Genomic DNA, 22,614 nt, shown 5'->3' with positions numbered 1-22,614 from the left:
ACCTGTCAAATGAAAAGTCCCACCATTCGCGAACTGCAACAGCAACTGGGTCAACTGAACCTGATCGTCGAAGAAGTCCGGCAGAAGGAGAAGCAGGCCCGACTCAAGGAGATCGCCGAGTACGTCCGGCAGTTCAGCATCACCGAAATCGAACTGCTGCGCGCGGCGGGCTTCATCAAGGCGCGGCAACAGAAGGCGCCGGCGAAATACTACGACCCGAACACCGGCCGCTCGTGGTCGGGGAAGGGCGCACGTCCCCGGTGGCTGGCCGGCAAGAATCTCGACGACTACCTGATCCGCGAGACGCCGCAGCCATGGTGGCCGGAAACGCGCTGACGGCCGGTCGGCAACGGCGTCCTGAAGCGACGCCGGTCGATCCGGCATGACTCGAACGAACTGAATTTCAGAGGCAATGCGGCATATGCGGAATCCCGACATGGACCCGGTCGCTCCCCCGGACAGCCCGGGACCCAGGAAGAAGACGAGCTATCGCGCCCCGGCGCTCGAGAAAGGCCTCGATATCCTCGAGCTGCTGATCGATCGCCAGTACGGCATGGCGCAGGCGGACATCTGCCGCGCGTTGAAACGCAGCCGAAGCGAGCTGTACCGGATGATGCAGGTGCTCGAGGATCGCGGTTACATCTACCGGGTGGATCGCTATGACCGGTACGCGCTCACCATGAAGCTTTACTTTCTCGGGCAGCATCATGCACCGACCCGATCGCTGGGCGCGCTCGTCACGCCGCTGTTGCAACAGTTCGCATTGCAGACGGTCCAGTCGTGTTACCTGGCGGTATTCGACGGCGACACGATGATCGTCATCGCGACGGCCGGCGCCGAGACGGAATGGAACATCGCGGTCCGCGTCGGCACGCGCATGCCGCTGCACGGCAGCGCGGCGGGCGAGATGTACCTGGCCTTTCAGGACGAAGACGTGCGGGCCCGGTTGTCTCGGGCCGACGGGCACGCCGGTGGGTCGCGCAATCCGCCGCCCGGTGACGACACGTTGCCGTCCCATCTGGTCGACGGCTATCTCTGCCGTCCCAATGCGCGCATTCCCGGCATCACGGATATCGCGACGCCGATCGTCGACAAGTCGGGTTCGGCCATCGCGATCCTCGCGTGCCCGTACCTCGCGCTGTCGGGGGAAGCGGGCGCGATGTCGGTCAAGCAGATCAGCGCGGCGTTGTACGAAACGGCGCAGCGCATCGCCGCGACGGTCGATCAGCGGTTCATGCAATCGGCCGTCGACATGCCGGCGCGCGGCGCGGCATGCACGTAGGGCGGCGGGAATCGTTCCGGGTACCGACGGAGAGGGCGAACTCATCGTGAAGCGGCGCCGGCTCTGCGCCAGGCCGCGCTCAGGGCGGTCGCGGTCATGTCGCGGCGCGATGTGTGCTCACGCGTCGCGACGATCGGCAGCCTGCGGTCAGCGGTTCACGACCGAGTACACGAGCGTGCCGGAGAACATCAACAGCACGAGCGAGGCGCCGCGCAGCAGCGTCGACGTTCGGGCGGCCCACGCGCGTTGCGAGGTCAGGAGTCCGCCGAGGGACGACCAGCCCACGCCGATCGGCGCGAGCACGACCAGAAAGACGAGGAGCGTCCATGCGAAATAGTGGGCCGACCTGAACGCCTCCAACGGAAACAGCGTGCTCGAGAACAGCAGCGCCTTCGGGTTCATCGTCGTCGCGACGAACACATCGCGAAACCTCACCGGCGCGATCGGTACGTCCTGCAGCACGCGGCTATGCGTCCACATCCTGAGCGCGAGGAAAAAGATGTAGACGGAGCTCGCGAGCTTGACCACGTCATACAGCCAGGGCCGGCCGGCAGCGAACGCGGCCAGGAAGAATCCCCATACGGAAATCGCGATCGCGTAGCCGAGCGCCTCGGCGATCACGAGCGGCCAGGTACCGCGCAGGCCGACCTTCAGCCCGGACGACAGCAGCAACGTATTGGTCGGCCCCGGCACGATCAGCACCAGCGAGACGTACATCGACATCTTCAGCAACGCTTCCTGGATGGGCACGCGGCCTCCTCGATTCGTCGGTGTCGCGGTTCGCGGCCGGCCGAAGCCGGGGCGCCGCTGGAATGCTTCAGTGCAGAGGCGATCCGCTCTTTCGGGTACGTGCCCGTTTTCATTGCATGGCCTTCGTGTCCGCCCGGACACATGATGACGAATTTCTCCGGCGACGAGTCGGATTATTTTCAGGTCGGCATCAAAACTGCCGAAATTCGAAAAGATCGACTTCGTTGTTTTGGAAATGAAAAGGGCTTTATTTCTTTCCTGTTAATTAGGTCGGCCATTTCGCGTTTTTTGTAAAATGGGGTGCTTGTTTATGCGATTTAAATAAAAAACAGAATTCATTTGGTTTGAGAAATTAAATCGATCGTTGTGCAGCATTTCGTCGATATTTTGCGGGATTTAGAATTTCTCTGGATAACTTTAGATTGATATGAAATTTTTCTCGGCATGCCGTCCTGAACGCTGTTAAGGTGTGCCGCAGCGATCAAGTGCATGGCGTATCAATCCTGCTGGCAATCAGGGCAATTGATCATGGCCGTGCACTAACGGCGATCGTCGAATCGGCAAGTCAATCTGCCGAGGCTGAATCCATTGCGCGGTGTGCCGCCGCATTCGATGGGGATTCGCATTGTTGATTGAATTCGCGTCAATTAACTGCGTCTTTGCGATTTGACTTGTCATGACGGGTGGCGTCATGTTGTGACGCGTTGTCGAACAATTTGCCGGTTCAATTCGAAAAGGCGGCACTATCCATTCAGGTTTTCAATCCCATGGGAAGCGTGTCATGAGTAATCCGATCAGGAATATCGTCATCGTGGGCGGCGGCACGGCGGGCTGGATGTCCGCCTCGTACCTCGTCCGGGCACTCCAGCAGCAGGCGAACATCACGCTCGTCGAATCCGCGGCGATTCCCCGGATCGGCGTGGGCGAGGCGACCATTCCGAGTCTGCAGAAGGTGTTCTTCGACTTTCTCGGAATACCGGAGCGGGAGTGGATGCCCCAGGTGAATGGCGCGTTCAAGTCTGCCATCAGGTTCGTGAACTGGCGGAAGTCGCCCGACCGCGCGCCCGGCGATCATTTCTATCATCTGTTCGGCAACGTGCCGAACTGCGACGGCGTGCCGCTTACCCACTACTGGCTGCGCAAGCGCGAACAGGGCTTCCAGCAGCCGATGGCGTACGCCTGCTACCCGCAGACCGAGGCGCTGGACGCCAAGCTGGCACCGTGCCTGGCCGACGGCACCCGCCAGATGTCCCACGCGTGGCACTTCGACGCGCACCTGGTGGCCGACTTCCTGAAGCGCTGGGCCGTCGAACGCGGCGTGAAGCGCGTGGTCGACGAGGTCGAGCAGGTTCACCTGGACGATCGCGGCTATATCTCCAGCCTGTCCACCAAGGAGGGGCGGACGCTGGAAGCGGACCTGTTCATCGACTGCTCCGGCATGCGGGGACTCCTGATCAACCAGGCCCTGAAGGAGCCGTTCATCGACATGTCCGACTACCTGCTGTGCGACAGCGCGGTCGCGAGCGCGGTGCCCGCCGACGACGCGCGCGTGGGGATCGAGCCGTACACCTCGGCGATCGCGATGAACTCGGGCTGGACCTGGAAGATCCCGATGCTGGGCCGGTTCGGCAGCGGCTACGTGTTCTCGAGCAAGTTCACGTCGCGCGACCAGGCCACCGCCGACTTCCTCGACCTCTGGGGGCTCTCGGACGAGCAGCCGCTCAACCAGATCAAGTTCCGGGTCGGGCGCAACCGGCGGGCGTGGGTCAACAACTGCGTCTCCATCGGGTTGTCGTCGTGCTTCCTGGAGCCGCTGGAATCGACGGGCATCTACTTCATCTACGCGGCGCTTTACCAGCTGGTGAAGCACTTCCCCGACACGTCGTTCGACCCGCGGTTGACCGACGCATTCAATGCCGAAATCGTCTACATGTTCGACGACTGCCGGGATTTCGTCCAGGCGCACTATTTCACCACGTCGCGCGACGACACACCGTTCTGGCGCGCGAACCGGCACGACCTGCGGCTCTCGGACGCCATCCAGGAAAAGGTCGAACGCTACAAGGCGGGGCTGCCGCTGACCACCGCGTCGTTCGACGATTCGACGTACTACGACACCTTCGACTACGAATTCAAGAACTTCTGGCTGAACGGCAACTACTACTGCATTTTTGCCGGCCTGGGGCTGTTGCCGGACCGGTCGCTGCCGCTCTTGCGGCACCGGCCGGAGTCGATCGACAAGGCCGAGGCGATGTTCGCCCGGATCCGGCGCGAGGCCGAGCGTCTGCGAAAGAGCCTGCCGACGAACCACGATTACCTGCGCTCGCTGCGCGAGGGCCACGCGGGGCTGTCTCGCAGCCAGCCCGGGCCGACGCTCGCGGCGCCGGAGATCCTGTAGTGGACAGCACCCTGGCCCGGGTAAGCGCCATCGCGGCCACGCACGACGCCGTGGCGGCGTGCGATCCGCTGCAGGCGCGGGCGTTCGTCCTGCAACTGCCCGGCCTGAACCGTCAACGGGACGTGCCCGGCATCGTCGGCCTGTTGCGCGCGTTCCTTCCGGCGCGCGGCATGCCTGCGGGCTGGGGTTTCGTCGAAGCCGCGGCCGCGATGCGGGATATCGGGTTCTTCCTCGGGTCGCTCAAGCGGCACGGACACGAGCCGGTGGACGCGGTGCCCGGGCTCGAGCCGGTGCTGCTCGACCTGGCGCGCGCGACCGGCCTGCCGCCGCGCGAGACGCTCCTGCATGTGACGGTCTGGAACCCGGCGGCGGCCGACGCGCAGCGCAGCTACACCGGGCTGCGCGACGAAGCGCACCTGCTCGAGAGCGTGCGCCTCTCGATGGCGGCGCTCGAGGCGGCCATCGCGTTGACCGTCGAGCTGTCCGACGTGCCGCTGCAGGCACCCGCGTTCGCGCAAGGGTGCGACGCGCTGGCGGCCTATCTGCGGAAAATGGTCGACTCGATTGTTTATGCGTACCGCTTCATCTCGCTGCAAGTCTTCTACGACGAGCTTCGTCCGTTCTACGAACCGATTCGAGTGGGGGGGCGCAGCTACCTCGGCCCCGGCGCCGTCGAAATGCCGCTCTTCGTGCTGGAGCACGTGCTGTGGGGGTCGCAATCGGACCACCACGCGTATCGGGAATTCAAGGAGACGTACCTGCCCTACGTGCTGCCCGCATTCAGGGCGATCTACGCGCGGTTCGCCGGGCAGCCGTCGCTCGTCGACCGTGCGCTCGGCGACGCGCAAGCGGCCCGTGCGCGGGGCGAGCCCGTCGCGGCCGGGTTGGCGGCCCTCGACCGCGTATTCGAGGTCCTGCTGCACTTCCGGGCGCCTCACGTCAAATTGGCGGAGCGCGCATACGAAGCCGGTAAAAGCGGCCCGTCGATCGGCAGCGGGGGGTACGCGCCCAGCATGCTCGGCGATCTGCTGACGCTCACGCGTGCCGCGCGATCGCGCGTGCGCGCCGCGCTCGACGAATCCTGCGCCTGACGCGCGCGGCCATGTGTTCCATCTCACCAGGAGAGTGTGCCCCCATGACTCAGCAGAGCCCCGCGAACGGGCGCGACAGCAACCACTTCGATGTGATCATTCTCGGCTCGGGCATGTCGGGCACCCAGATGGGCGCCATCCTGGCCAGGCAACGGTTTCGCGTGCTGATCATCGAGGAGTCGTCGCACCCGCGGTTCACGATCGGCGAATCGTCGATCCCCGAGACGTCCCTGATGAACCGCATCATCGCCGATCGCTACGGCATTCCGGAGCTTGACCACATCACGTCGTTCTATGCGACGCAGCGGTACGTCGCATCGAGCACGGGCATCAAGCGCAACTTCGGCTTCGTATTCCACAAGCCCGGCGAGGAGCACGATCCGAAGGAGTTCACGCAGTGTGTCATCCCCGAACTGCCGTGGGGGCCGGAGAGCCATTATTACCGGCAGGACGTCGACGCCTACCTGTTGCAAGCCGCGATCAAATACGGCTGCACGGTCCGCCAGAAGACGACCGTGACGGAATACCACGCGGACGAGGACGGCGTCGCGGTGGCCACCGCCCAGGGCGAACGGTTCACCGGCCGGTACATGATCGACTGCGGCGGGCCCCGCGCGCCGCTCGCGACCAAGTTCGCGCTGCGCGAAGAGCCGTGCCGCTTCAAGACGCATTCGCGCAGCCTCTACACGCACATGCTCGGGGTCAAGCCGTTCGACGACATCTTCAAGGTCAAGGGGCAGCGCTGGCGTTGGCACGAGGGGACCTTGCACCACATGTTCGAGGGCGGCTGGCTCTGGGTGATTCCGTTCAACAACCACCCGCGGTCGACCAACAACCTGGTGAGCGTCGGCCTGCAGCTCGACCCGCGTGTCCACCCGAAAACGGACATCCCCGCGCAGCAGGAATTCGACGCATTCCTCGCGCGGTTCCCGAGCATCGCGGCGCAGTTCCGCGACGCTGTGCCGGTGCGCGACTGGGTCAGGACCGACCGCCTGCAGTTCTCGTCGCGCGCGTGCGTCGGCGATCGCTACTGCCTGATGCTGCACGCGAACGGGTTCATCGATCCGCTTTTCTCCCGCGGGCTCGAGAACACCGCGGTGACCATCCACGCGCTCGCGGCGCGCCTGATCAAGGCGCTGCGCGACGACGACTTCTCCCCCGAGCGCTTCGAGTACATCGAGCGGCTCCAGCAGAAGCTGCTGGACCACAACGACGACTTCGTCAGCTGCTGCTACACGGCGTTCTCGGATTTTCGCCTGTGGGACGCGTTCCACCGGCTGTGGGCGGTCGGCACGATCCTCGGCCAGTTCCGGCTCGTGCAAGCCCACGCGCGGTTCCGCGCGTCGCGCGACGAGCGCGACCTCGATCGCCTCGACGACGACGCGCCGTACCTCGGGTTCCTGTGCGCGGACATGGAGGGGTACTACCAGTTGTTCAACGACGCCAAGGCCGAGGTCGAGGCCGTGAGCGCCGGGCGCAAGCCGGCCGGGGAGGCCGCGGCGCGGATTCACGCGCTCATCAACGAACGCGAGTTCGCCAAGCCGATGTTCGGCTTCGGATACTGCATCACCGGGGCCAGGCCGCAGCTCAACAACTCGAAGTACAGCCTGCTGCCGGCGATGAAGCTGCTGCACTGGACGCAGACCAGCGCGCCGGCGGAGGTGAAAAGGTATTTCGACTACAACCCGATGTTCGCGCTGCTCAGGGCGTACGTCACGACCCGCATCGGCCTGGCGCTGAAGTAGTCGCCCGACCCCGGAATCGAAATGATCGACGACATTCAATTGAATCGGGTGGGTGCCGGCGCGCATCCGGCGGCGGCATACGACGCGACCACGCGCGTGGCCGCGAGCTGGTACGTCGCGATGCGCACGGCCGACCTCAAGGACAAGCCGGCGGCGTTGACGCTCTTCGGCCAGCCGTGCGTCGCATGGCGCGGCGCGTCGGGACGGGCCGTGGTGATGGACCGCCACTGCGCGCACCTTGGCGCGAACCTGGCCGACGGGCAGGTCGAGGACGGGTGCATCCGGTGCCCGTTTCACCACTGGCGGTACGACGAGCACGGCCAGTGCGTGCATATCCCCGGCCACAGCCCGGCGGTGTGCCGCCTGGAGCCGGTCCCGCGCGGGGCGCGCCAGCCGACGTGGGTCACGGCCGAGCGGTACGGCTACGTGTGGGTCTGGTACGGCTCCGCGCAGCCGCTGCACCCGCTGCCCGAAATCGCCGCGGCCGATGTCGACAACGGCGACTTCATGCACCTGCACTTCGCGTTCGAGACGACGACGGCGGTGTTGCGGATCGTCGAGAATTTCTACGACGCGCAGCACGCGGCGCCCGTCCACGCGCTGCCGATATCGGCCTTCGAGCTCAAGCTCTTCGACGATTGGCGCCCGTGGCCGGAGGTCGAGTCGCTGGCACGGGCGGGCGCGTGGTTCGGTGCCGGGATCGATTTCACCGTGGACCGGTACTTCGGGCCTTTCGGCATGCTGTCGCGCGCGCTCGGCATGAACATGTCGCAGATGAACCTGCACTTCGACGGCTACCCCGGCGGGTGCGTGATGACCGTCGCGCTGGACGGAGACGTCAAATACAAGCTGCTGCAGTGCGTGACGCCGGTGAGCGACGGCAAGAACGTCATGCACATGCTCATCTCGATCCGGAAGGCGGGCGGCCTCCTGCGTCGCGCGACCGACTACCTGCTGTTCGGGCTCCAGACCCGGCAGGCCGCGGGGTACGACGTCAAGATCTGGAACGGGATGAAGCCGGACGGCGGCGGCGCGTACAGCAAGTACGACAAGCTCGTGCTGAAGTACCGCGCGTTCTACCGCGGCTGGGTCGACCGCGCCGGCGCAAGCGAGCGGCAATACGCGAGCCGGCGGCTCTAGCCGGACCGGGTTCGGCCGCGTCGCGAAGAAGATCTCGCCACGCTGACCGGCTGATTACGGTTTTGTCATCAACGCCGTGCGCGCCTGCACGCAGCAAAGCCGTGGCGCCATTTCCGGGTAACATCGCCGGATGTCCCCACGCTAGCGACGGAGCCGGCCATGCGCATCCTGATAGTCGAAGACGAACCGAAGACGGGCGCTTACCTGAAGAAGGGGCTCGAGGAATCGGGCTTCAGCGTCGATCTCGCGAAGGACGGCGGCGAAGGGCTGATGCTGGCGCAGGAAGAGCGTTACGACGTGATCGTGCTCGACGTGATGCTGCCCGTGCTCGACGGCTGGGCCGTGCTCAAGCGGCTGCGCGACACGCACACGACGCCGGTGCTGTTCCTGACCGCGCGCGACGACGTGCAGGACCGCGTGCACGGCCTCGAACTCGGCGCCGACGACTACCTCGTGAAGCCGTTCGCGTTCGTCGAACTGCTCGCCCGCATCCGCACGCTCGCGCGTCGCGGGCCGCCGCGCGAGACCGAGCACCTGACGGTCGGCGACCTCGAAATCGACGTGGTGCGCCGCCGCGTGAAGCGCGGCGCCACCCGCATCGACCTCACGCCGCGCGAATTCTCGCTGCTGCAACTGCTCGCGCGCCGGCAGGGCGAGGTGCTGAGCCGCACGCAGATCGCATCGTACGTGTGGGACATGAATTTCGACAGCGACACCAATGTCGTCGAGGTCGCGATCCGGCGCCTGCGCGCGAAGATCGACGACGCGTTTCCGGTCAAGCTGATCCATACCGTGCGCGGCGTCGGCTACGTGCTCGAACCGAAGGACGACGCATGATGCGCCCGCGCTCGCTTGCCGCGACGCTCGCGCTCGCGTTCGCCGCGACCACGCTCGCGTCGTTCGCGCTCGTCGGGACGTATGTGTATGCGGGCCTCGAGCGGCAGGTCAACACGCAGGACGACCTCGACATCGTGCTGGCCGCGCGCCACACACGCCGGCTCGCGGGCGAGCTCGAGTCGCTCGAGGCGGTGCGTGCGCACGCGGAGCGGTTGACGAGCCAGGTGCTGGGCAACGAGGCGCTGTCGATGGCCGTCGTCGATGCGCGGGGCGAGGTGCTCGCACGGCACAATGTCCGGCTCGCCGCGCTCGACGACGCGCCTGCCGCCGCATCGGTTCCGCTCGCCGACGTGCAGCTGTTCGCGCCGCACGCGGTGCCGGTTCCGGCAAACGACCGGATCACGGCCGACCGGCTCGTCACGTGGACGGCCGGCGGCGGCACGCCGATGCGCGGCGTCGTGATCGAGGCGGCGCTGGGCGACCGCACGCCGATCCGCATCGCGATCGCGCGCAACATGCGCGACCGGGCCGACCTGCTCGACGGCTATCGCGACCGGCTCGAGCTCGCCGGCGGGCTCGGCGCGCTGTTCGCGCTGCTGCTCGGCTACTGGCTGATCCGCACGGCGCTCGCGCCGCTGCGCGAGATCGTCGACAACACCGGCCGGATCACGGTCGACAAGCTCGACACGCGGCTCGACGCGTCGCGCGCCCCGCCCGAGCTGCGTGCGCTCGTCGATGCGCAGAATGCGATGCTCGGCCGCCTGCAGCAGGCATTCGCGCATCTGTCGCAATTCAGCGCCGACCTCGCGCACGACCTGCGCACCCCGCTGAACAACATGCGCGGCGCCACCGAAGTCGCGCTCGCGCGGCCGCGTTCGGTGGACGAGTACCAGACGCTGCTCGAATCGAATCTCGAGGAATACGACCGCCTCGCGCGGATGATCGAGAACGTGCTGTTTCTCGCGCGCGCCGAGCATCCGAGCTTCGTCACGCGGCAGCGCGCGTTCGACGTGCGCGACGAACTCGAGCGCATCGCCGGGTATTTCGAGGGGCTCGCGGACGAAGCGGGCTCGACGTTGCGCGTCGAAGGGCAGGGGCAGCTGACCGCCGATGTCGAGCTGTTTCGCCGCGCCGTCGGCAACCTGCTCGCGAACGCACTGCGTTACACGCCCGCCGGCGGCGTCATTACGCTCGGTGTCGACGAAACGGCCGAGGCGGTGAGCGTCGTCGTCGCGAATCCGGGCGAGCCGATCGATCCCGCGCTGCTGCCGCGAATCTTCGACCGGTTCGTGCGCGGCGATCCCGCGCGCAGCGGCGGTGTGCCGGGCGGCACGGCCGGGCTCGGCCTCGCGATCGTGCGCTCGGTGATGGAGTTGCACGGCGGCACCGCGCAGGTCGAAAGCGACGCGCGCGGTACGCGCTTCGTACTCACGTTCAACCGGCCGCCGGCAGCGTGACGGCGGGGGCGGGCTGAGCGGCTGTTGCTCGTTCCGTCGTACCGGCTTTCGATACCACGTCCGCGCCCGCCTGCCAGCCGCCGCCCAGCGCCTTCAGCAAGGCGACTTCGGCCTCCATCCGGCGCGCGTCGATCTGATCGGCCGTGCGCCGGTTCGTCAACGCGATCGTCTGCGCGGTCACCACGTCCAGATAGCTGACGGCGCCCGCGTTGAAGCGATTCGTCGTCAGCCGCAGCGACAGGTCGGCCGCGTCGGTCGCGCGCTGCTGGCTGCCGGCTTCGGACGCAAGCGCATCGAGCGCCGACAACTGATCCTCGACCTGCTGGAACGCGACGAGGACGGACTGCCGGTAGTCGGCGACCGCGCCGTCGTACTGCGCGTGCGCGCCGCGCAGCGATGCGCTGCGACGGCCGCCGTCGAACAGCGTGCCGGCGAGTTGCGGGCCGAGCGACCAGAACAGGCTCGGTGCGGCGAGCCACGGCGCGAAGAACGCGCTTTCGAGGCCGGCGCTCGCCGACAGCACGAGATCGGGGAAGAACGCGGCGCGCGCCTCGCCGATCCGCGCGTTCGCGGCCGCGACCCGGCGTTCGGCCGCCGCGATGTCGGGCCGCCGCTCCAGCAGTTGCGACGGCACGCCGGCCGGAATCGCCGGCACGCGGAACGCCTGCACGCGCGGCGGCAGCGCGAACGTCGACGCGCTTTCGCCGACGAGCGTCGCGATCGCGTGCTGCAACTGCGCACGCGACGCGTCGATGTCGGTGTCCTGCGTGCGGGTCGATTCGAGCTGCGTCTCGGCTTGCGCGACCGCCGATGCGTCGATCGCGCCGGCCGCGAGCTGCTGCTTGAGCAGCGTCAGCGCATCCGAGTAGGCGCGCACCGTATCGTCGAGCAGCTGCTTCTGCGTGTCGAGCGAGCGCAGCGCGAAATAGTCGGTCGCGAGCTCGGCCGTGACCGACAGCTTCACGGCCTGCAGGTCGGCTGCACTCGCGGCGGCGTTCGCCTGCGCGCCCGCTACGGCGTCGCGCACTCGGCCGAATACGTCGGGTTCCCAGCTCGCGGCCACGCCGGCCTGGTAGTCGGGCGTCGTCTTGCCGGCGAGCGACGAGCCGAGCCGGTTTTGCGACACGCGCGCACGGCTCTGCGCGACGCCTGCCGTGATCGTCGGCAGGAACCCGGCGTGCTGATAGTCGACCATCGCGCGCGCCTGCTGCAGATCGGCGATCGCTTTCTTCACCGTTTGGTTCGACACGTCGACGCGCGCTTCGAGCGCGTTCAGGTCGGCGTCGTCGAACACGGTCCACCACGCGCCGCGCGCGGCGGCGTCGGCGGGCATCGCGACGTGCCAGCCGGCTTGCGCGGCCGGTGCGCCCGCGTAGTGGGCGGGCACCGCGACGGCGGGCGGTGAATAGGGCGGCAGCGTCGAGCAGGCAGTCAGTGCGGCGGCAACGCCGAGCGCGACGATGCGGCGAGCGAACGGGAGCGGATGAAGAAGGCGCATGGCAGGCATCTCGTGGGAGGCGTCGAAGGGTCAGCCGCGGGCGGGCGCCCGAGCGGGCGTTGACGTAGCCGGTGCAACGCCGGCCTCGCGCGGCGGCACGTCGCGCGCACCGGACGCGGACGCCGGTTGATCGGCCAGTGCGGTCCGAGCGGCCTGCGCGGGCGAAGCGGACGAAGCGGACGAAGCAGCCACTGGCGCCGCATCGTGCGCGGTCGACACGATCGTCACGGCTTCCCCTGCCGTGATCGCATCGCCCGGGTTGTCGATCACGCGATCGGTCGCCGCGAGCCCCGCGACGATTTCCACGCGCGTGCCGAAATCGCGCCCGATCTGCACGGTCTTCAGCGCGGTGCGCCCGTTCGCGCCGACGGTGGCGACCGTCACGCCGTTCGCGCGGAACAGCAGCGCGCTGACCGGCAGGTCGAGCGCCGGCGCCGCGCTCGGCACGACGAGATGCGCCTGCGCATACGCACCGGGCATCAGCGTGCCGTCGCGATTGTCGACGTCGATCTCGACACGCAGCGTGCGCGTGACGGGGTCGATCGCGCCCGCGCTGCGCGCGACCTGCGCGGCGATGCGCCGCCCCGGAAACTGCGGCGTCGTCAGGTAGACCGGCGTGCCGGTCGACACGCCGGCCGCGCTGTCCTGCGGCACGTCGACGAACACGCGCAGCGTGTCCGTCTGTTCGAGGTGGAACAGTTCGCCGGACAGGCCCGGGCTGCCCGGCGTGCCGCCCGCGGTCACCAGCGTGCCGACGTCGACGTTGCGTGCGGTGATCACGCCGTCGAACGGCGCGGCGACGGACTCGTACGACACGAGTTCGGCAAGATGCGCGACGTTCGCCTGCGCGGACGCGAGCATCGCGCGCTTCGCGTTCATGTCCGCGACCTTCGTGTCGGTGTCCTGCTGCGAGACCGACTGCGTTTTCAGCATGTCCTGCCAGCGCTGCGCGGTCGATTTCGCATAGTCGTAGTTCGCCTGCGCGCTCGCCTCGTCGGCGCGAGCCTGGCGCAACTGCGCGTCGAGATCCGGCGCCGAGATCCGCGCGAGCGCCTGGCCGGCCTTCACGTGCGTGCCGAGATCGGCGCTCCAGTGCGCGATATAGCCGCTCGTGCGCGCATAGATCGATGCGTCCGCATACGGCATCACCGAGCCGGGCAAGGTCAGCGTCTGATCGGCCGGCGCCGTGCCGGGCATGATGACCGCCACCGGCAGCGCCTGCTGCGCGGCCACCTGCATGCGCTGCGCGGCGCGTGCATCGATACGCGGCACGATGCCGAGCGCGAGCAGTCCGGCGGCGAGCGCCACGGCCGCGAGCGGCACGGCCCGCTTGCGGCCGTGGCGGGCCGGTGCGGTGTCGGGGGCGGCGCCCCGCGCGGCGGGCGGCACGGCTGCTGCCGCGGCTGCCGCGTCGGCGGCGGGCGGCGGGGCGACGGGTTCGATCGAGTCGTTCATGATGGGTCCGGGTCGGGCGAATCGAAGGATGAGAAGAAGGAGGCCATCCGCGCGTCAGCGCAGCGCCGGCGTATCGGGCGCGGACTGCACGCGCCGGGCGGCCGCGGCGTCGCGGCGCCGGGCGAGCCACGCGTGGACGAAGCCGAACAGCACCGGGACGAACAGCAGCGTCGAGAGCGTGCCGAACGCGAGGCCGCCGATCACCGCGCGGCCGAGCGGCGCATTCTGCTCGCCGCCGTCGCCGAGGCCGAGCGCCATCGGCAACATGCCGATCAGCATCGCGAGCGCGGTCATCACGACGGGCCGGAAGCGGTTGAAGCCGGCGTCGAGCGCCGCCTGCCACGGCGATGCGCCGGCCGCGAGCAGCTCGCGCGTCGCGTTCACGACGAGGATGCTGTTCGCGGTCGCGATGCCGATGCACAGGATCGTGCCGGTCAGCGCGGGCACCGACAGCGTGGTGCGCGTGACGAACAGCATCCACGCGATGCCGGCGAGCGACGCCGGCAGCCCGCCGACGATCACGAGCGGATCGAGCCACGACTGGAAGTTCACGACCATCAGCAGGTAGACCAGCGAGATCGCGAGCGCAAGGCCGCCGAGGAGGCCCGCGAACGATTCGTGCATCGCCTGCACCTGGCCGCGCAGCACGATCGACGAGCCGGGCGGCAGTTGCGCGCGCGCGGCGTCGACGAGCTTCGTCACGTCGGCCGTGACGCCGCCGAGGTCGCGCCCCTGCACCGACGCGAAGAGGTCGAGCACCGGCTGCACGTTGTAGTGCGACACCACGGCCTGCTGCGTCGTGCGCGAGAACGAGCCCAACGAGCCGAGCAGGTTCTGCGCGGGCGCGCCCGCGGCCGGGCCGCCGGCCGGCGTCTGCGGCGCGCGCGCGGTGCCGGCGGGCAGCGGGACGTTCGCGAGCGACTGCAGCGAATTCACCGTGTATTGCGGCGTCTGCACGAGCACCGGGTAGCTGACGCCGTTGCGCGGATCGAGCCAGAAGTTGGGCGTCGTCTGCGAGCTGCCGGACAGCGCGATCAGCAGGTTCTGCGCGACGTCGCGCTGTTCGAGGCCGGCCTGGATCGCCTTCGTGCGGTCCACGTTGACGTTGATCGCGGGTTCGTCGCCGGGCTGCTGGATGCGCGCGTCGACGAGCCCGCGCACGCCGCGCAGCTTCGCGAGCAGCGTATTCGCGACCGCGCGGTTCTGGTCGAGCTTGTTGCCGACGATCTGGATGTCGATCGGCGCGGGCAGCCCGAAGTTGAGGATCTGGCTGACGATGTCGGCCGGCAGGAACGCGAACGTCACGCCGGGGAACGACTGCGCGAGCACGTTGCGCAGCGTCGCGACGGTCGCGGCGGTCGACGCGTGATTCGGCTTCAGCGTGACCAGCACGTCGGCGTCCTCGGTACCGATCGGGTCCGACGAGTCGTACGTGAGGTTGATCCCGCTTACCGGCACGCCGATGTTGTCGAGCACGCTCGCGAGCTGGTTGGCCGGAATCACGTCGCGAATCTTCGCTTCGACCTCGTCGGTCAGTCGCGCGGTTTCCTCGATCCGCGTGCCGGTCGGCGCGCGCAGATGCAGGCGGATCTCGCCGGTGTCGACCGACGGGAAGAAGTCCTGCCCGGCGAACGCGTAGAGGCCCGTCGACGCGACGCACGCGAGCAGGAACGCGGCCGCGAAGCGGCGGCGCCGCGCGATCGCCGCCGAGAGCAGCGCGCGATAGCGCAGCCGGACGGCTTCGAAGCGATGCTCGAACGCGGCCTGGAAACGTGCGATGCGCGCGAATACGCCGCGCGGCGGCCGGCCGTTGCCTTTCGCGCGCATCAGCACCATCGCGAGTGTCGGCACCAGCGTGCGCGAGAAGAAGTACGACGCGATCATCGCGAAGATCACGGCCTCGGCCAGCGGCACGAACAGGTAGCGCGCGACACCCGTGAGCAGGAACATCGGCACGAACACGATGCAGATCGACAGCGTCGACACGAAGGTCGGCACCGCGATTTCTCCCGAGCCGGTCAGGATCGCGTCCTCGAGCGGCGCGCCGCGCTCGAGATGATGCGTGATGTTCTCGATCGCGACGGTCGCGTCGTCGACCAGGATCCCGACCGCGAGCGCGAGCCCGCCGAGCGTCATGATGTTGATGGTCTGGCCGAGCGCGGACAGCGCGAGCAGCGACGTGAGCACCGCGAGCGGGATCGTGATCGCGATGATCAGCGTCGCGCGCCAGCTGCCGAGAAACAGCAGGATCATCAGCGCGGTCAGGCACGCGGCGATCAGCGCTTCGCGCACGACGCCCTGGATGGCCGCCTTCACGAACACCGATTGGTCGTCGAGCGGCGAAATGTGCAGCGCCTTCGGCAGCCCGGCCGCGATCTTCGGCAGCATCGCCTTCACCTGGTCGATGATCGTCAGCGTCGAGGTGCTGCCGGTCTTCTCGACCGTCAGCAGCGCCGCGCGCTTGCCGTCCGCCCGCACGATGTTGGTCTGCGGCGCGTAGCCGTCGCGAACGTGCGCGACGTCGCGCACGTACACGACGTTGCCGCCGATCGTCTTCACCGGCAGGTCGTTCAGCGCCGCGACCGTCTGCGTGCTGCCGTTCATCTGCACGTTGTATTCGTGCGTGCCGATCTTCGCGGTGCCGCCCGGCAGGATCAGGTTCTGTGCGTTGATCGCGTTCACGACGTCGATCGGCGCGAGCCCCTTCGCCTGCAGCGCGCGCGTGTCGAGGTCGACGACGATCTGGCGGATCTTGCCGCCGAACGGCAGCGGCACCGCCGCGCCCTGGACGGTCGCGAGCTGCGTGCGGATGAAGCTGTTGCCGAGGTCGTACAGCTGCTGCTCGGCGAGCGTGTCGCTCGACAAACCGAGCTGCAGGATCGGCACCGTCGACGCGTTGTACGTGATGATGTTCGGCGGCAGCGTACCGGGCGGCAGGATGCGCAGGATCGACGCGGCGTTGCTCGCGGCTTCCGCGATCGCGCGATTGATGTCGGCGCCCGGGTGGAAGAAGATCTTCACGACCGACACGCCGTTCAGCGACTGCGACTCGATGTGCTCGATGTCGTCGACGTCGGACGTGAGCGCGCGCTCGTAGTTCGACGTGATGCGCTTGGCCATGTCTTCCGCGGAGAAGCCGTTGTACGACCAGACGATGCTGACGACCGGGATGTCGATGTTCGGGAAGATGTCGGTCGGGGTGCGCAGCAGCGCAAGCGGTCCCGCGATGAAGATCAGCAGCGCGAGTACGACGAACGTGTAGGGCCTGCGTAACGCCAGCCGGACGATCCACATGATGGTGCTCCTCGAAGCAGGGCTCGGATTCGCATTCGATGCGACGAGCGTGCAGTCTGCCGGCGCGGCGTTGACCCGACCCTGACCCGAAGATTACGAAACCGTTATCTGTGCCGGCGCGCGGGTGCGCAGCGTCCGACCGGACCGGTTGGCTCGCGGCCGACAGGCGGCAGCCATCAGATGACAAGACCGTAATCGAAGCCTCACCTTCCGGAAAGCGCGCGAATCGCAGAATGGATTCCACTCTTCATCGCATCGATGCGGAGCGACGGTCCGGCCTGGTGTGCGGACGCCAATACGCCATCTTGAGAGGTGAACATCATGAACAACCTGATTCGTGCAGTCCTGCTTTCCTGCGCATTGAGCGCGCCGATCGTCGCCTTCGCGCAAACCGCCGACGGCACGGTCACGCGCGCCGACGTGCGTGCCGATCTCGTTCGGGTCGAAAAGGCCGGTTATCGGCCGGTCGGCAGCGATCCGTACTATCCCGACGACATTCAGGCAGCGGAGGCGAAGATCGCCGCGCAGTCGTCGCAATCGGTTGCCGCTCGGCCATCCGTCGTCGCCGGTGCGGCCGTGTCATCGCTCGCGTCGCTTGACGCGCAGCCGTTGTACGAGCATCACTGAGCGCGATGTTCGACCCCCTTCGCGGCCGCGACGGAAGCGGCTGCGGATTCCAGGTGTGTCGTCCGCGGGTCGCTGTTTCAACGCGGCGCCCCCGAACCGTGGCGGCTCATCGAAGCGGATCCGGCGGTCCAATCGCTTCGAGAGCGGCCTTGTCGCGACGCTACCGCATACCTTGCGCGAGAACGCGCACGAGTTCTCGATCGGCGATTCGGCGCGGGTGCCTGGCACCGCCGCACGTGACCGGCGCCGCTGCCGACAGGGCGGGCCCCGAGCGCCTTGCAGCGGATCGGTTACCGACGCTTGCCAGTATTGCTCACGACACGGGGCGACTTGGCGAGCGGTTGTCGGCGCAACTAAAGGAAGCGGCCGGCCGGAATGTCATGTCGGTCCGGAACGCGTTCGGGAGAACGGGGAAGGCCCGTGTCTTGAAGAGCGAGCACGGTTGACAGGCAAGCGGTATTGCCGACGGAACCGTGTCAATGATCGTCGCGTGTTCCGTCCAGGCGCTGGCCTAACCAGACGGCCGACGGCAGCATGACCGACCAGCCGCATGCGAGCAGCATCCATGCGGTCGGGCTCACGAAGCGCACCGCGCCGAGCGCTGCGCCCGCCCGGAACGAGAGCGGGCCGGCGACGGCGCCCAGCAGCGCGGCGGCCAGCCAGCGCCCGCGCAGCCAGCGCAGCGGGACGTTCAGCTGGGCGGCGAACAGCACCCACAAACCCGCGATCCAGTAAGGCGCCGTTCCGTCCAGCAAGACGCCGTTCGGGTAGCGCAGCGCGCCCGTCGCAACGGGTACGGCATCCCAGCTCCAGCCGATCGCAGCGACGATCGCAATCAACGATGCTTCGCGGGCGGTGAAACGGGTGCGCAGCAGGTGGCCGCCCGCCAGCAGTACCGCACACAGCGTCCCGATCCAGCCGCGCCCATGTGCGGCGCTCGACACGCAGACGAGCCAGCCGGCTTGCGACAGCACGAGATACGCGGCGGTTTCGACGGCGGCGGAATGAAGCATGAGTCGCTGCGCGTTCGGCCGGCCGGCGGCCGTCGTCGCACGCTCACATGTTCGGCCCTTGGCGGACCGGGTCGCCAAGCAACTCGCGGCGCAGCGATGCTGCCCGGGTGCGCGGATCGAACCAGATGGCGAAGAACGCGCGCGCGAAGTCCGGATCGGCGACGTCGGACATCAGGCGGTCGTTCTTGTAGAAACGCGCGCCGCGGCCCGGCAGGTAGACGCCGCAGAGCACGTCGCCGCGCAACACGTCGGTAAAGGCGCCGGCGATGTCGGCGCGCCAGGCGTCGCGGGTCGCCGCCGGCAACGGCGTCGCGGCCAGGCGCTCGATTTCGGCGATGCCGGTGGCGACGAGCCGCTCGCCCTTCACGTCGTGGCGGTACGCGAGCGAAAGGGCGAACGGCGTATCGAATGCCGCGGGCGAACGGGACGCCCAAAGCTGCGCGTCATAAAGGCAAAGCCCGAATACGCAGAATCGGCCGGATCCGATCATCCGCGCCGACGCCACGTCGTCGACGCATCCCGCGTTCGCCACCTGCGTGGCGGCATACGCGGCCACGGCCACGAGGATCGCGAGCCTACGCGTCATGGCGGTCCCCGCTCGAGACGACGAAGTGCATCACGTCGGTGCGCCGTTCGGCAAATCCCGCTTCGCAATACGCCAGGTACAGGCGCCAGGTGCGGATGAAGGTCTCGTCGAATCCTTGCGCGCGGACCGCGTCGAGGTTGGCCTCGAACGCCGCGCGCCATGTGCCCAGCGTGCGCGCATAGTCGAGACCGAACGCATGCACCGGTTCGGCGACGAGGCCCGCGTGCCGGGCCGCGCCGACGAAGCGCTCGGCGCTTGGCAGCATGCCGCCCGGGAAGATGAACTCGCGGATGAAGTCGCTCGATGCACGGTACGCATCGAACTGCGATTCGGCGATCGTGATCGACTGGATCAACGCCCGCGCGCCTGCTTTCAAGCGCTGCCTGAGCGTGTCGAAATACACCGGCCAGAACGCTTCACCCACCGCCTCGAACATTTCGATCGACACGATCGCGTCGTAGCGCCCGTCGATGTCACGGTAGTCGCGCAACTCGAGTGTCGCGAGACCGGACAGCCCCGCCCGCGCGATGCGTTCCGCCGCCAGCGCGTATTGCGACGGCGAGATCGTCAGCGCGTGCACGCGGATCCCCTGGCGGGCCGCATGCATCGCGAAGCCGCCCCAGCCGCACCCGATCTCGAGCACGCGCATGCCGGCGCGCAGGCCGAGCGAATCGACGATGCGCTGATATTTCGCCGTCTGCGCGTGGGCGAGCGAGCGCCGCGCGTCGCCGTCGAAGCACGCGCTCGAATACGTCCACGTTTCGTCGAGCCAAAGCGCGTAGAAGGGGTTGCCGAGATCGTAATGCGCGTGGATGTTGCGGCGGCTCCCGGCGCGCGTATTCGCCCGCAGCCGGTGGCGCAGCGCATACCAGAGGCGGGCGAAGCGGCCGCCCGTCACCGTGCGCGCGATCGCCGGCTCGTTGCGGATCGCCAGACGCAGCAGCGCGACGAGGTCGGGCGTGTCGATGCGGCCCGCGCGATACGCGTCGGCAAAGCCGATGTCGCCGGCGCGCAGGATCGCGCGGCACGCCCGCCAGTCGCGGATCTGCAGCGTCGCGGCCGGCTGGCGGTGCGGATCGCCGAACACGTATTGCGCGCCTTCGGGCGTCACGAGTATCAGGTGGCCGTGCCGCAGCCGCCGCAGCAGCGCGACAAACAACCGCGCGGAAAGCGGCAGCGCGGGTTGCGAGGCATTCGATAACAGGCGCAGCAGGGTCATGGGCGGACCTCGTGGTCGGATACCGCAGGGCGGCATGGCGGCGACACCGGTGCCGACGGGGGCGGCAGCGCACCGGCGCGGGGCGGCCGGGCAGGGGGCGTCCTGCCGTGGAACGGCACGCGCTTGAGCCAGAGCCGCAGCGCTTGCCAATGGATGCGGACGAGCACGCCGATCGCATTGAACGGCTGCCGCGCGAGCGCGCGCCACGCCCGCGCGGCGCTCAGCGGGCCGGCCTGCATGACGAGCGCCGTCCGCAGCAGCGGACCGTCGTCGTCGCGGTAGTCGATGGCGACCAGCAGGTGGTCGCCGCGCTGACGCACGCGAAACGCGTACGTCCCGGCGACGTCGCAAAACGGCGATACATGAAACGTCTTGCGGCGGACGAGGACGGTGTCGTCTCCGATCGGCGCGTGCCGCCTCGCGCTCAGCAGGTAGCCGTGGTACGCGCCGAACGTGTTGCGCACATCCGCGTACAACGCGCGGAGGCGGCCCGCGCGGTCGTAGCAGTACCAGAAGCTCACGGGGTTGAACGCATGGCCGAAGAGGCGCGGGATCGTCTGCAGCCAGATCGGGCCGTCGGCCGGAATGCCGGCTTCGGCGAGGCGGGCCCGCAGCCAAGGCGCAAGCGGCTGGCCGTCACGCGGACCGTAGTCGCGCGACGCGAGTCCGAACGGCCGCCATCGATCGACGCCGAACCAGTGGCCGCCGATTTCGTGAAGCCGCTCGATGTCGCAGCAAACCTGGAACAGCGGATACGTGAACGCATGGTGCACGGGCCGCAGCCGCTCGTGCATCACGTGCCCGACCAGAAGCCGCGCGCCGCTGCCGTCGCTTGCGAACGGCACGTTCATGGCTTGGCCCAGACCGGCTTCACGCCGAAATCGTCGGCCACGCGCAACGCGGATTTCAGGCCGTCCTCGTGAAAACCGTAGCCCGTCCACGCGCCCGCGAACCACGTGCGGTGCCGCCCCTGCAGCGCAGGCAGGCGATCCTGCGCGTCGACGGCGGCGAGATCGAGCAACGGATGCTCGTAGTCGTAGCGACCGAGCTGCGTGTCGGGCGCGGGCGCGTCGATCGGGTTCAGCGTGACGACGACCGGCGTGCGGAACGGTAGCGGCTGCAACTGGTTGATCAGGTAGCTCACACACACGGGCGCTGCGCCGTCGGCAGCGGGCGCCGCACGACCGCTCAGGTAGTTCCACGCCGACCACACGCGCCGGCGGCGCGGCAGCAAGGCCGTGTCGGTATGCAGCACCGCGACGTTGCGTTGATAGCGCACGGCCCCCAGCACGCCGCGTTCGGCTTCGCTGGCGTCCGCGAGCAGCCGCAGGCTCGTCGGCGCGTGGCACGCGAGCACGATGGCGTCGAACCGCTCGCCGCCGGCCGCGTCGGTCGCCACCGTGACGCCCTGTTCGTCGCGCCGAACGGTACGGACCGGCGCGTTCAGGCGGACGTCGTCGAGCGTCGCGGCGATGCGCTCGACATACTGCCGTGCACCGCCCGCGATCGTGCGCCAGGGCGGGCGGTTGTTGACCTGCAACAGTGCGTGGTTCAGGCAGAAGCGCAGGAACGTGGCGGCCGGAAACCGCAGGATGTCGCCGGCCGCGCTCGACCAGATCGCGGCCGCCATCGGCAGCAGGTAATGATGCTGGAACGGTGCGCCGTACCCGCCCGCGGCGAGCAGTTCGCCGACCGACAGCCGCTGGCGGCTCGCCGCATCGAGGTGGTCGTGCGCGGATGCATTGAAGCGCAGGATATCGCGCAGCATGCCGAGAAACGTCGGCGAAAACAGGTTGCGGCGTTGCGCGAACACGGTGTTGAGGTTGCTGCCGGCCCATTCGAGCCGGCCGCCGTCGACCGACACCGAGAACGACATGTCGCTCGGATGCGCGGCCACGCCGAGTTCGGCGAGCAGCGCGATCAGGTTCGGATAGGTCCGGTCGTTGAAGACGAGGAACCCGGTATCGACCGGGTGGCGCGCGCCGTCGAGTTCGACATCGACGGTGTGCGTGTGGCCGCCGAGGTAGCCGGCCGCCTCGAACAGCGTCACGCGGTGACGACGGGCCAGCAGGTAGGCGCTCGCCAGGCCGGCGATGCCGGCGCCGACGACGGCGATCCGCCGCCCGGGCGGCAAGGCAGTGAGGGGCTGGTGCATCGCGAAGGGTCTCCGTCAGGCGGGTCGGCGGTCTCGGGAAGGGTTGTTCGGAGATACGGAGCAAAGC

18 protein-coding genes are annotated in these 22,614 nt (G+C 68.2%); 9 read left to right on the top strand and 9 right to left on the bottom strand.

Annotated features, from left to right (window positions below; all coding sequences use genetic code 11):
* Positions 1-9: 9 nt before the first annotated feature.
* Both WJ12_RS18280 and WJ12_RS18275 read left to right on the top strand, forming a co-directional pair.
* Positions 10-336, top strand: a complete 327-nt coding sequence (locus WJ12_RS18280; RefSeq protein ID WP_034190970.1) for an H-NS histone family protein — start codon at positions 10-12, stop codon at positions 334-336.
* 100 nt (positions 337-436) lie between these two features.
* Complete coding sequence (locus tag WJ12_RS18275; RefSeq protein ID WP_226104030.1) at positions 437-1,282, top strand: IclR family transcriptional regulator; 846 nt, start codon at positions 437-439, stop codon at positions 1,280-1,282.
* 147 nt (positions 1,283-1,429) lie between these two features.
* On the opposite strand, the gene WJ12_RS18270 is transcribed toward WJ12_RS18275, so the two are convergent.
* A complete protein-coding gene (locus WJ12_RS18270; RefSeq protein WP_034190972.1) occupies positions 1,430-2,032 on the bottom strand; it encodes a LysE family translocator in 603 nt (200 codons plus the stop codon).
* A gap of 781 nt (positions 2,033-2,813) precedes the next feature.
* Between WJ12_RS18270 and WJ12_RS18265 the strand changes: the two genes are divergently transcribed.
* From WJ12_RS18265 to WJ12_RS18240, 6 genes are all read left to right on the top strand, one after another.
* On the top strand, positions 2,814-4,430 hold the full coding sequence (locus WJ12_RS18265; protein WP_049029698.1) for a tryptophan halogenase family protein: 1,617 nt from the start codon (positions 2,814-2,816) through the stop codon (positions 4,428-4,430).
* Positions 4,431-4,480: 50 nt separating this feature from the next.
* Positions 4,481-5,521, top strand: coding sequence for a monodechloroaminopyrrolnitrin synthase PrnB family protein (locus WJ12_RS18260; protein WP_080287973.1), 1,041 nt, complete (start codon positions 4,481-4,483; stop codon positions 5,519-5,521).
* A gap of 44 nt (positions 5,522-5,565) precedes the next feature.
* Positions 5,566-7,266, top strand: coding sequence for an NAD(P)/FAD-dependent oxidoreductase (locus WJ12_RS18255; RefSeq protein WP_059557905.1), 1,701 nt, complete (start codon positions 5,566-5,568; stop codon positions 7,264-7,266).
* Positions 7,267-7,287: 21 nt separating this feature from the next.
* Positions 7,288-8,406, top strand: coding sequence for a Rieske 2Fe-2S domain-containing protein (locus tag WJ12_RS18250; RefSeq protein WP_264169589.1), 1,119 nt, complete (start codon positions 7,288-7,290; stop codon positions 8,404-8,406).
* Positions 8,407-8,565: 159 nt separating this feature from the next.
* The gene (locus tag WJ12_RS18245; RefSeq protein ID WP_034190976.1) at positions 8,566-9,243 is read left to right on the top strand and encodes a heavy metal response regulator transcription factor; all 678 of its coding nucleotides are present in this window, start codon (positions 8,566-8,568) and stop codon (positions 9,241-9,243) included.
* On the top strand, positions 9,240-10,700 hold the full coding sequence (locus WJ12_RS18240) for a heavy metal sensor histidine kinase (protein ID WP_059557903.1): 1,461 nt from the start codon (positions 9,240-9,242) through the stop codon (positions 10,698-10,700). Before WJ12_RS18245 ends, WJ12_RS18240 begins: the two co-directional genes overlap by 4 nt.
* Here the strand turns inward: WJ12_RS18240 and WJ12_RS18235 are convergent.
* Genes WJ12_RS18235 through WJ12_RS18225 form a run of 3 tightly spaced genes read right to left on the bottom strand, consistent with a single transcriptional unit; the run spans position 10,678 to position 16,947 of the window.
* Positions 10,678-12,198 carry an efflux transporter outer membrane subunit gene (locus WJ12_RS18235; RefSeq protein WP_059557901.1) on the bottom strand — a complete coding sequence of 507 codons (1,521 nt, stop codon included), beginning with the start codon at positions 12,196-12,198 and terminating at the stop codon, positions 10,678-10,680. The two genes, WJ12_RS18240 and WJ12_RS18235, sit on opposite strands and share 23 nt — an antisense overlap.
* A 30-nt stretch (positions 12,199-12,228) precedes the next feature.
* Entirely contained in the window at positions 12,229-13,653 is a 1,425-nt protein-coding gene (locus tag WJ12_RS18230) for an efflux RND transporter periplasmic adaptor subunit (protein ID WP_059557899.1), read from the bottom strand.
* A gap of 54 nt (positions 13,654-13,707) precedes the next feature.
* On the bottom strand, positions 13,708-16,947 hold the full coding sequence (locus WJ12_RS18225) for an efflux RND transporter permease subunit (protein WP_069245763.1): 3,240 nt from the start codon (positions 16,945-16,947) through the stop codon (positions 13,708-13,710).
* A gap of 321 nt (positions 16,948-17,268) precedes the next feature.
* Here WJ12_RS18225 and WJ12_RS18220 point away from each other — a divergent pair, with 321 nt between their 5' ends.
* Positions 17,269-17,574 carry a DUF4148 domain-containing protein gene (locus tag WJ12_RS18220; protein WP_059558003.1) on the top strand — a complete coding sequence of 102 codons (306 nt, stop codon included), beginning with the start codon at positions 17,269-17,271 and terminating at the stop codon, positions 17,572-17,574.
* Positions 17,575-18,050: 476 nt separating this feature from the next.
* Here WJ12_RS18220 and WJ12_RS18215 read toward each other — a convergent pair whose 3' ends face one another.
* The 5 genes from WJ12_RS18215 to WJ12_RS18195 are packed head-to-tail and all read right to left on the bottom strand — an operon-like array spanning position 18,051 to position 22,547.
* Positions 18,051-18,587 carry a DUF2878 domain-containing protein gene (locus WJ12_RS18215; RefSeq protein WP_059557896.1) on the bottom strand — a complete coding sequence of 179 codons (537 nt, stop codon included), beginning with the start codon at positions 18,585-18,587 and terminating at the stop codon, positions 18,051-18,053.
* A 43-nt stretch (positions 18,588-18,630) separates the two neighbouring features.
* Positions 18,631-19,173 carry a chalcone isomerase family protein gene (locus tag WJ12_RS18210; protein ID WP_049028789.1) on the bottom strand — a complete coding sequence of 181 codons (543 nt, stop codon included), beginning with the start codon at positions 19,171-19,173 and terminating at the stop codon, positions 18,631-18,633.
* Positions 19,163-20,392 (bottom strand): SAM-dependent methyltransferase, encoded by a 1,230-nt coding sequence (locus WJ12_RS18205; protein ID WP_059557895.1) that lies wholly within the window; start codon positions 20,390-20,392, stop codon positions 19,163-19,165. The genes WJ12_RS18210 and WJ12_RS18205 overlap by 11 nt, the downstream gene beginning before the upstream one ends.
* Positions 20,389-21,243 carry a DUF1365 domain-containing protein gene (locus WJ12_RS18200; RefSeq protein ID WP_069245762.1) on the bottom strand — a complete coding sequence of 285 codons (855 nt, stop codon included), beginning with the start codon at positions 21,241-21,243 and terminating at the stop codon, positions 20,389-20,391. Before WJ12_RS18200 ends, WJ12_RS18205 begins: the two co-directional genes overlap by 4 nt.
* Positions 21,240-22,547, bottom strand: coding sequence for an NAD(P)/FAD-dependent oxidoreductase (locus tag WJ12_RS18195; protein WP_059557891.1), 1,308 nt, complete (start codon positions 22,545-22,547; stop codon positions 21,240-21,242). The genes WJ12_RS18200 and WJ12_RS18195 overlap by 4 nt, the downstream gene beginning before the upstream one ends.
* Between the last annotated feature and the right edge of the window lie 67 nt (positions 22,548-22,614).

This window comes from Burkholderia seminalis, assembly GCF_001718535.1.
In the GTDB taxonomy this organism is placed as follows: Bacteria; Pseudomonadota; Gammaproteobacteria; order Burkholderiales; family Burkholderiaceae; genus Burkholderia; species Burkholderia seminalis.
The sequence above is the reverse complement of the archived record's forward strand: the minus strand, read 5'-3'. Positions and strand labels throughout refer to the sequence as shown.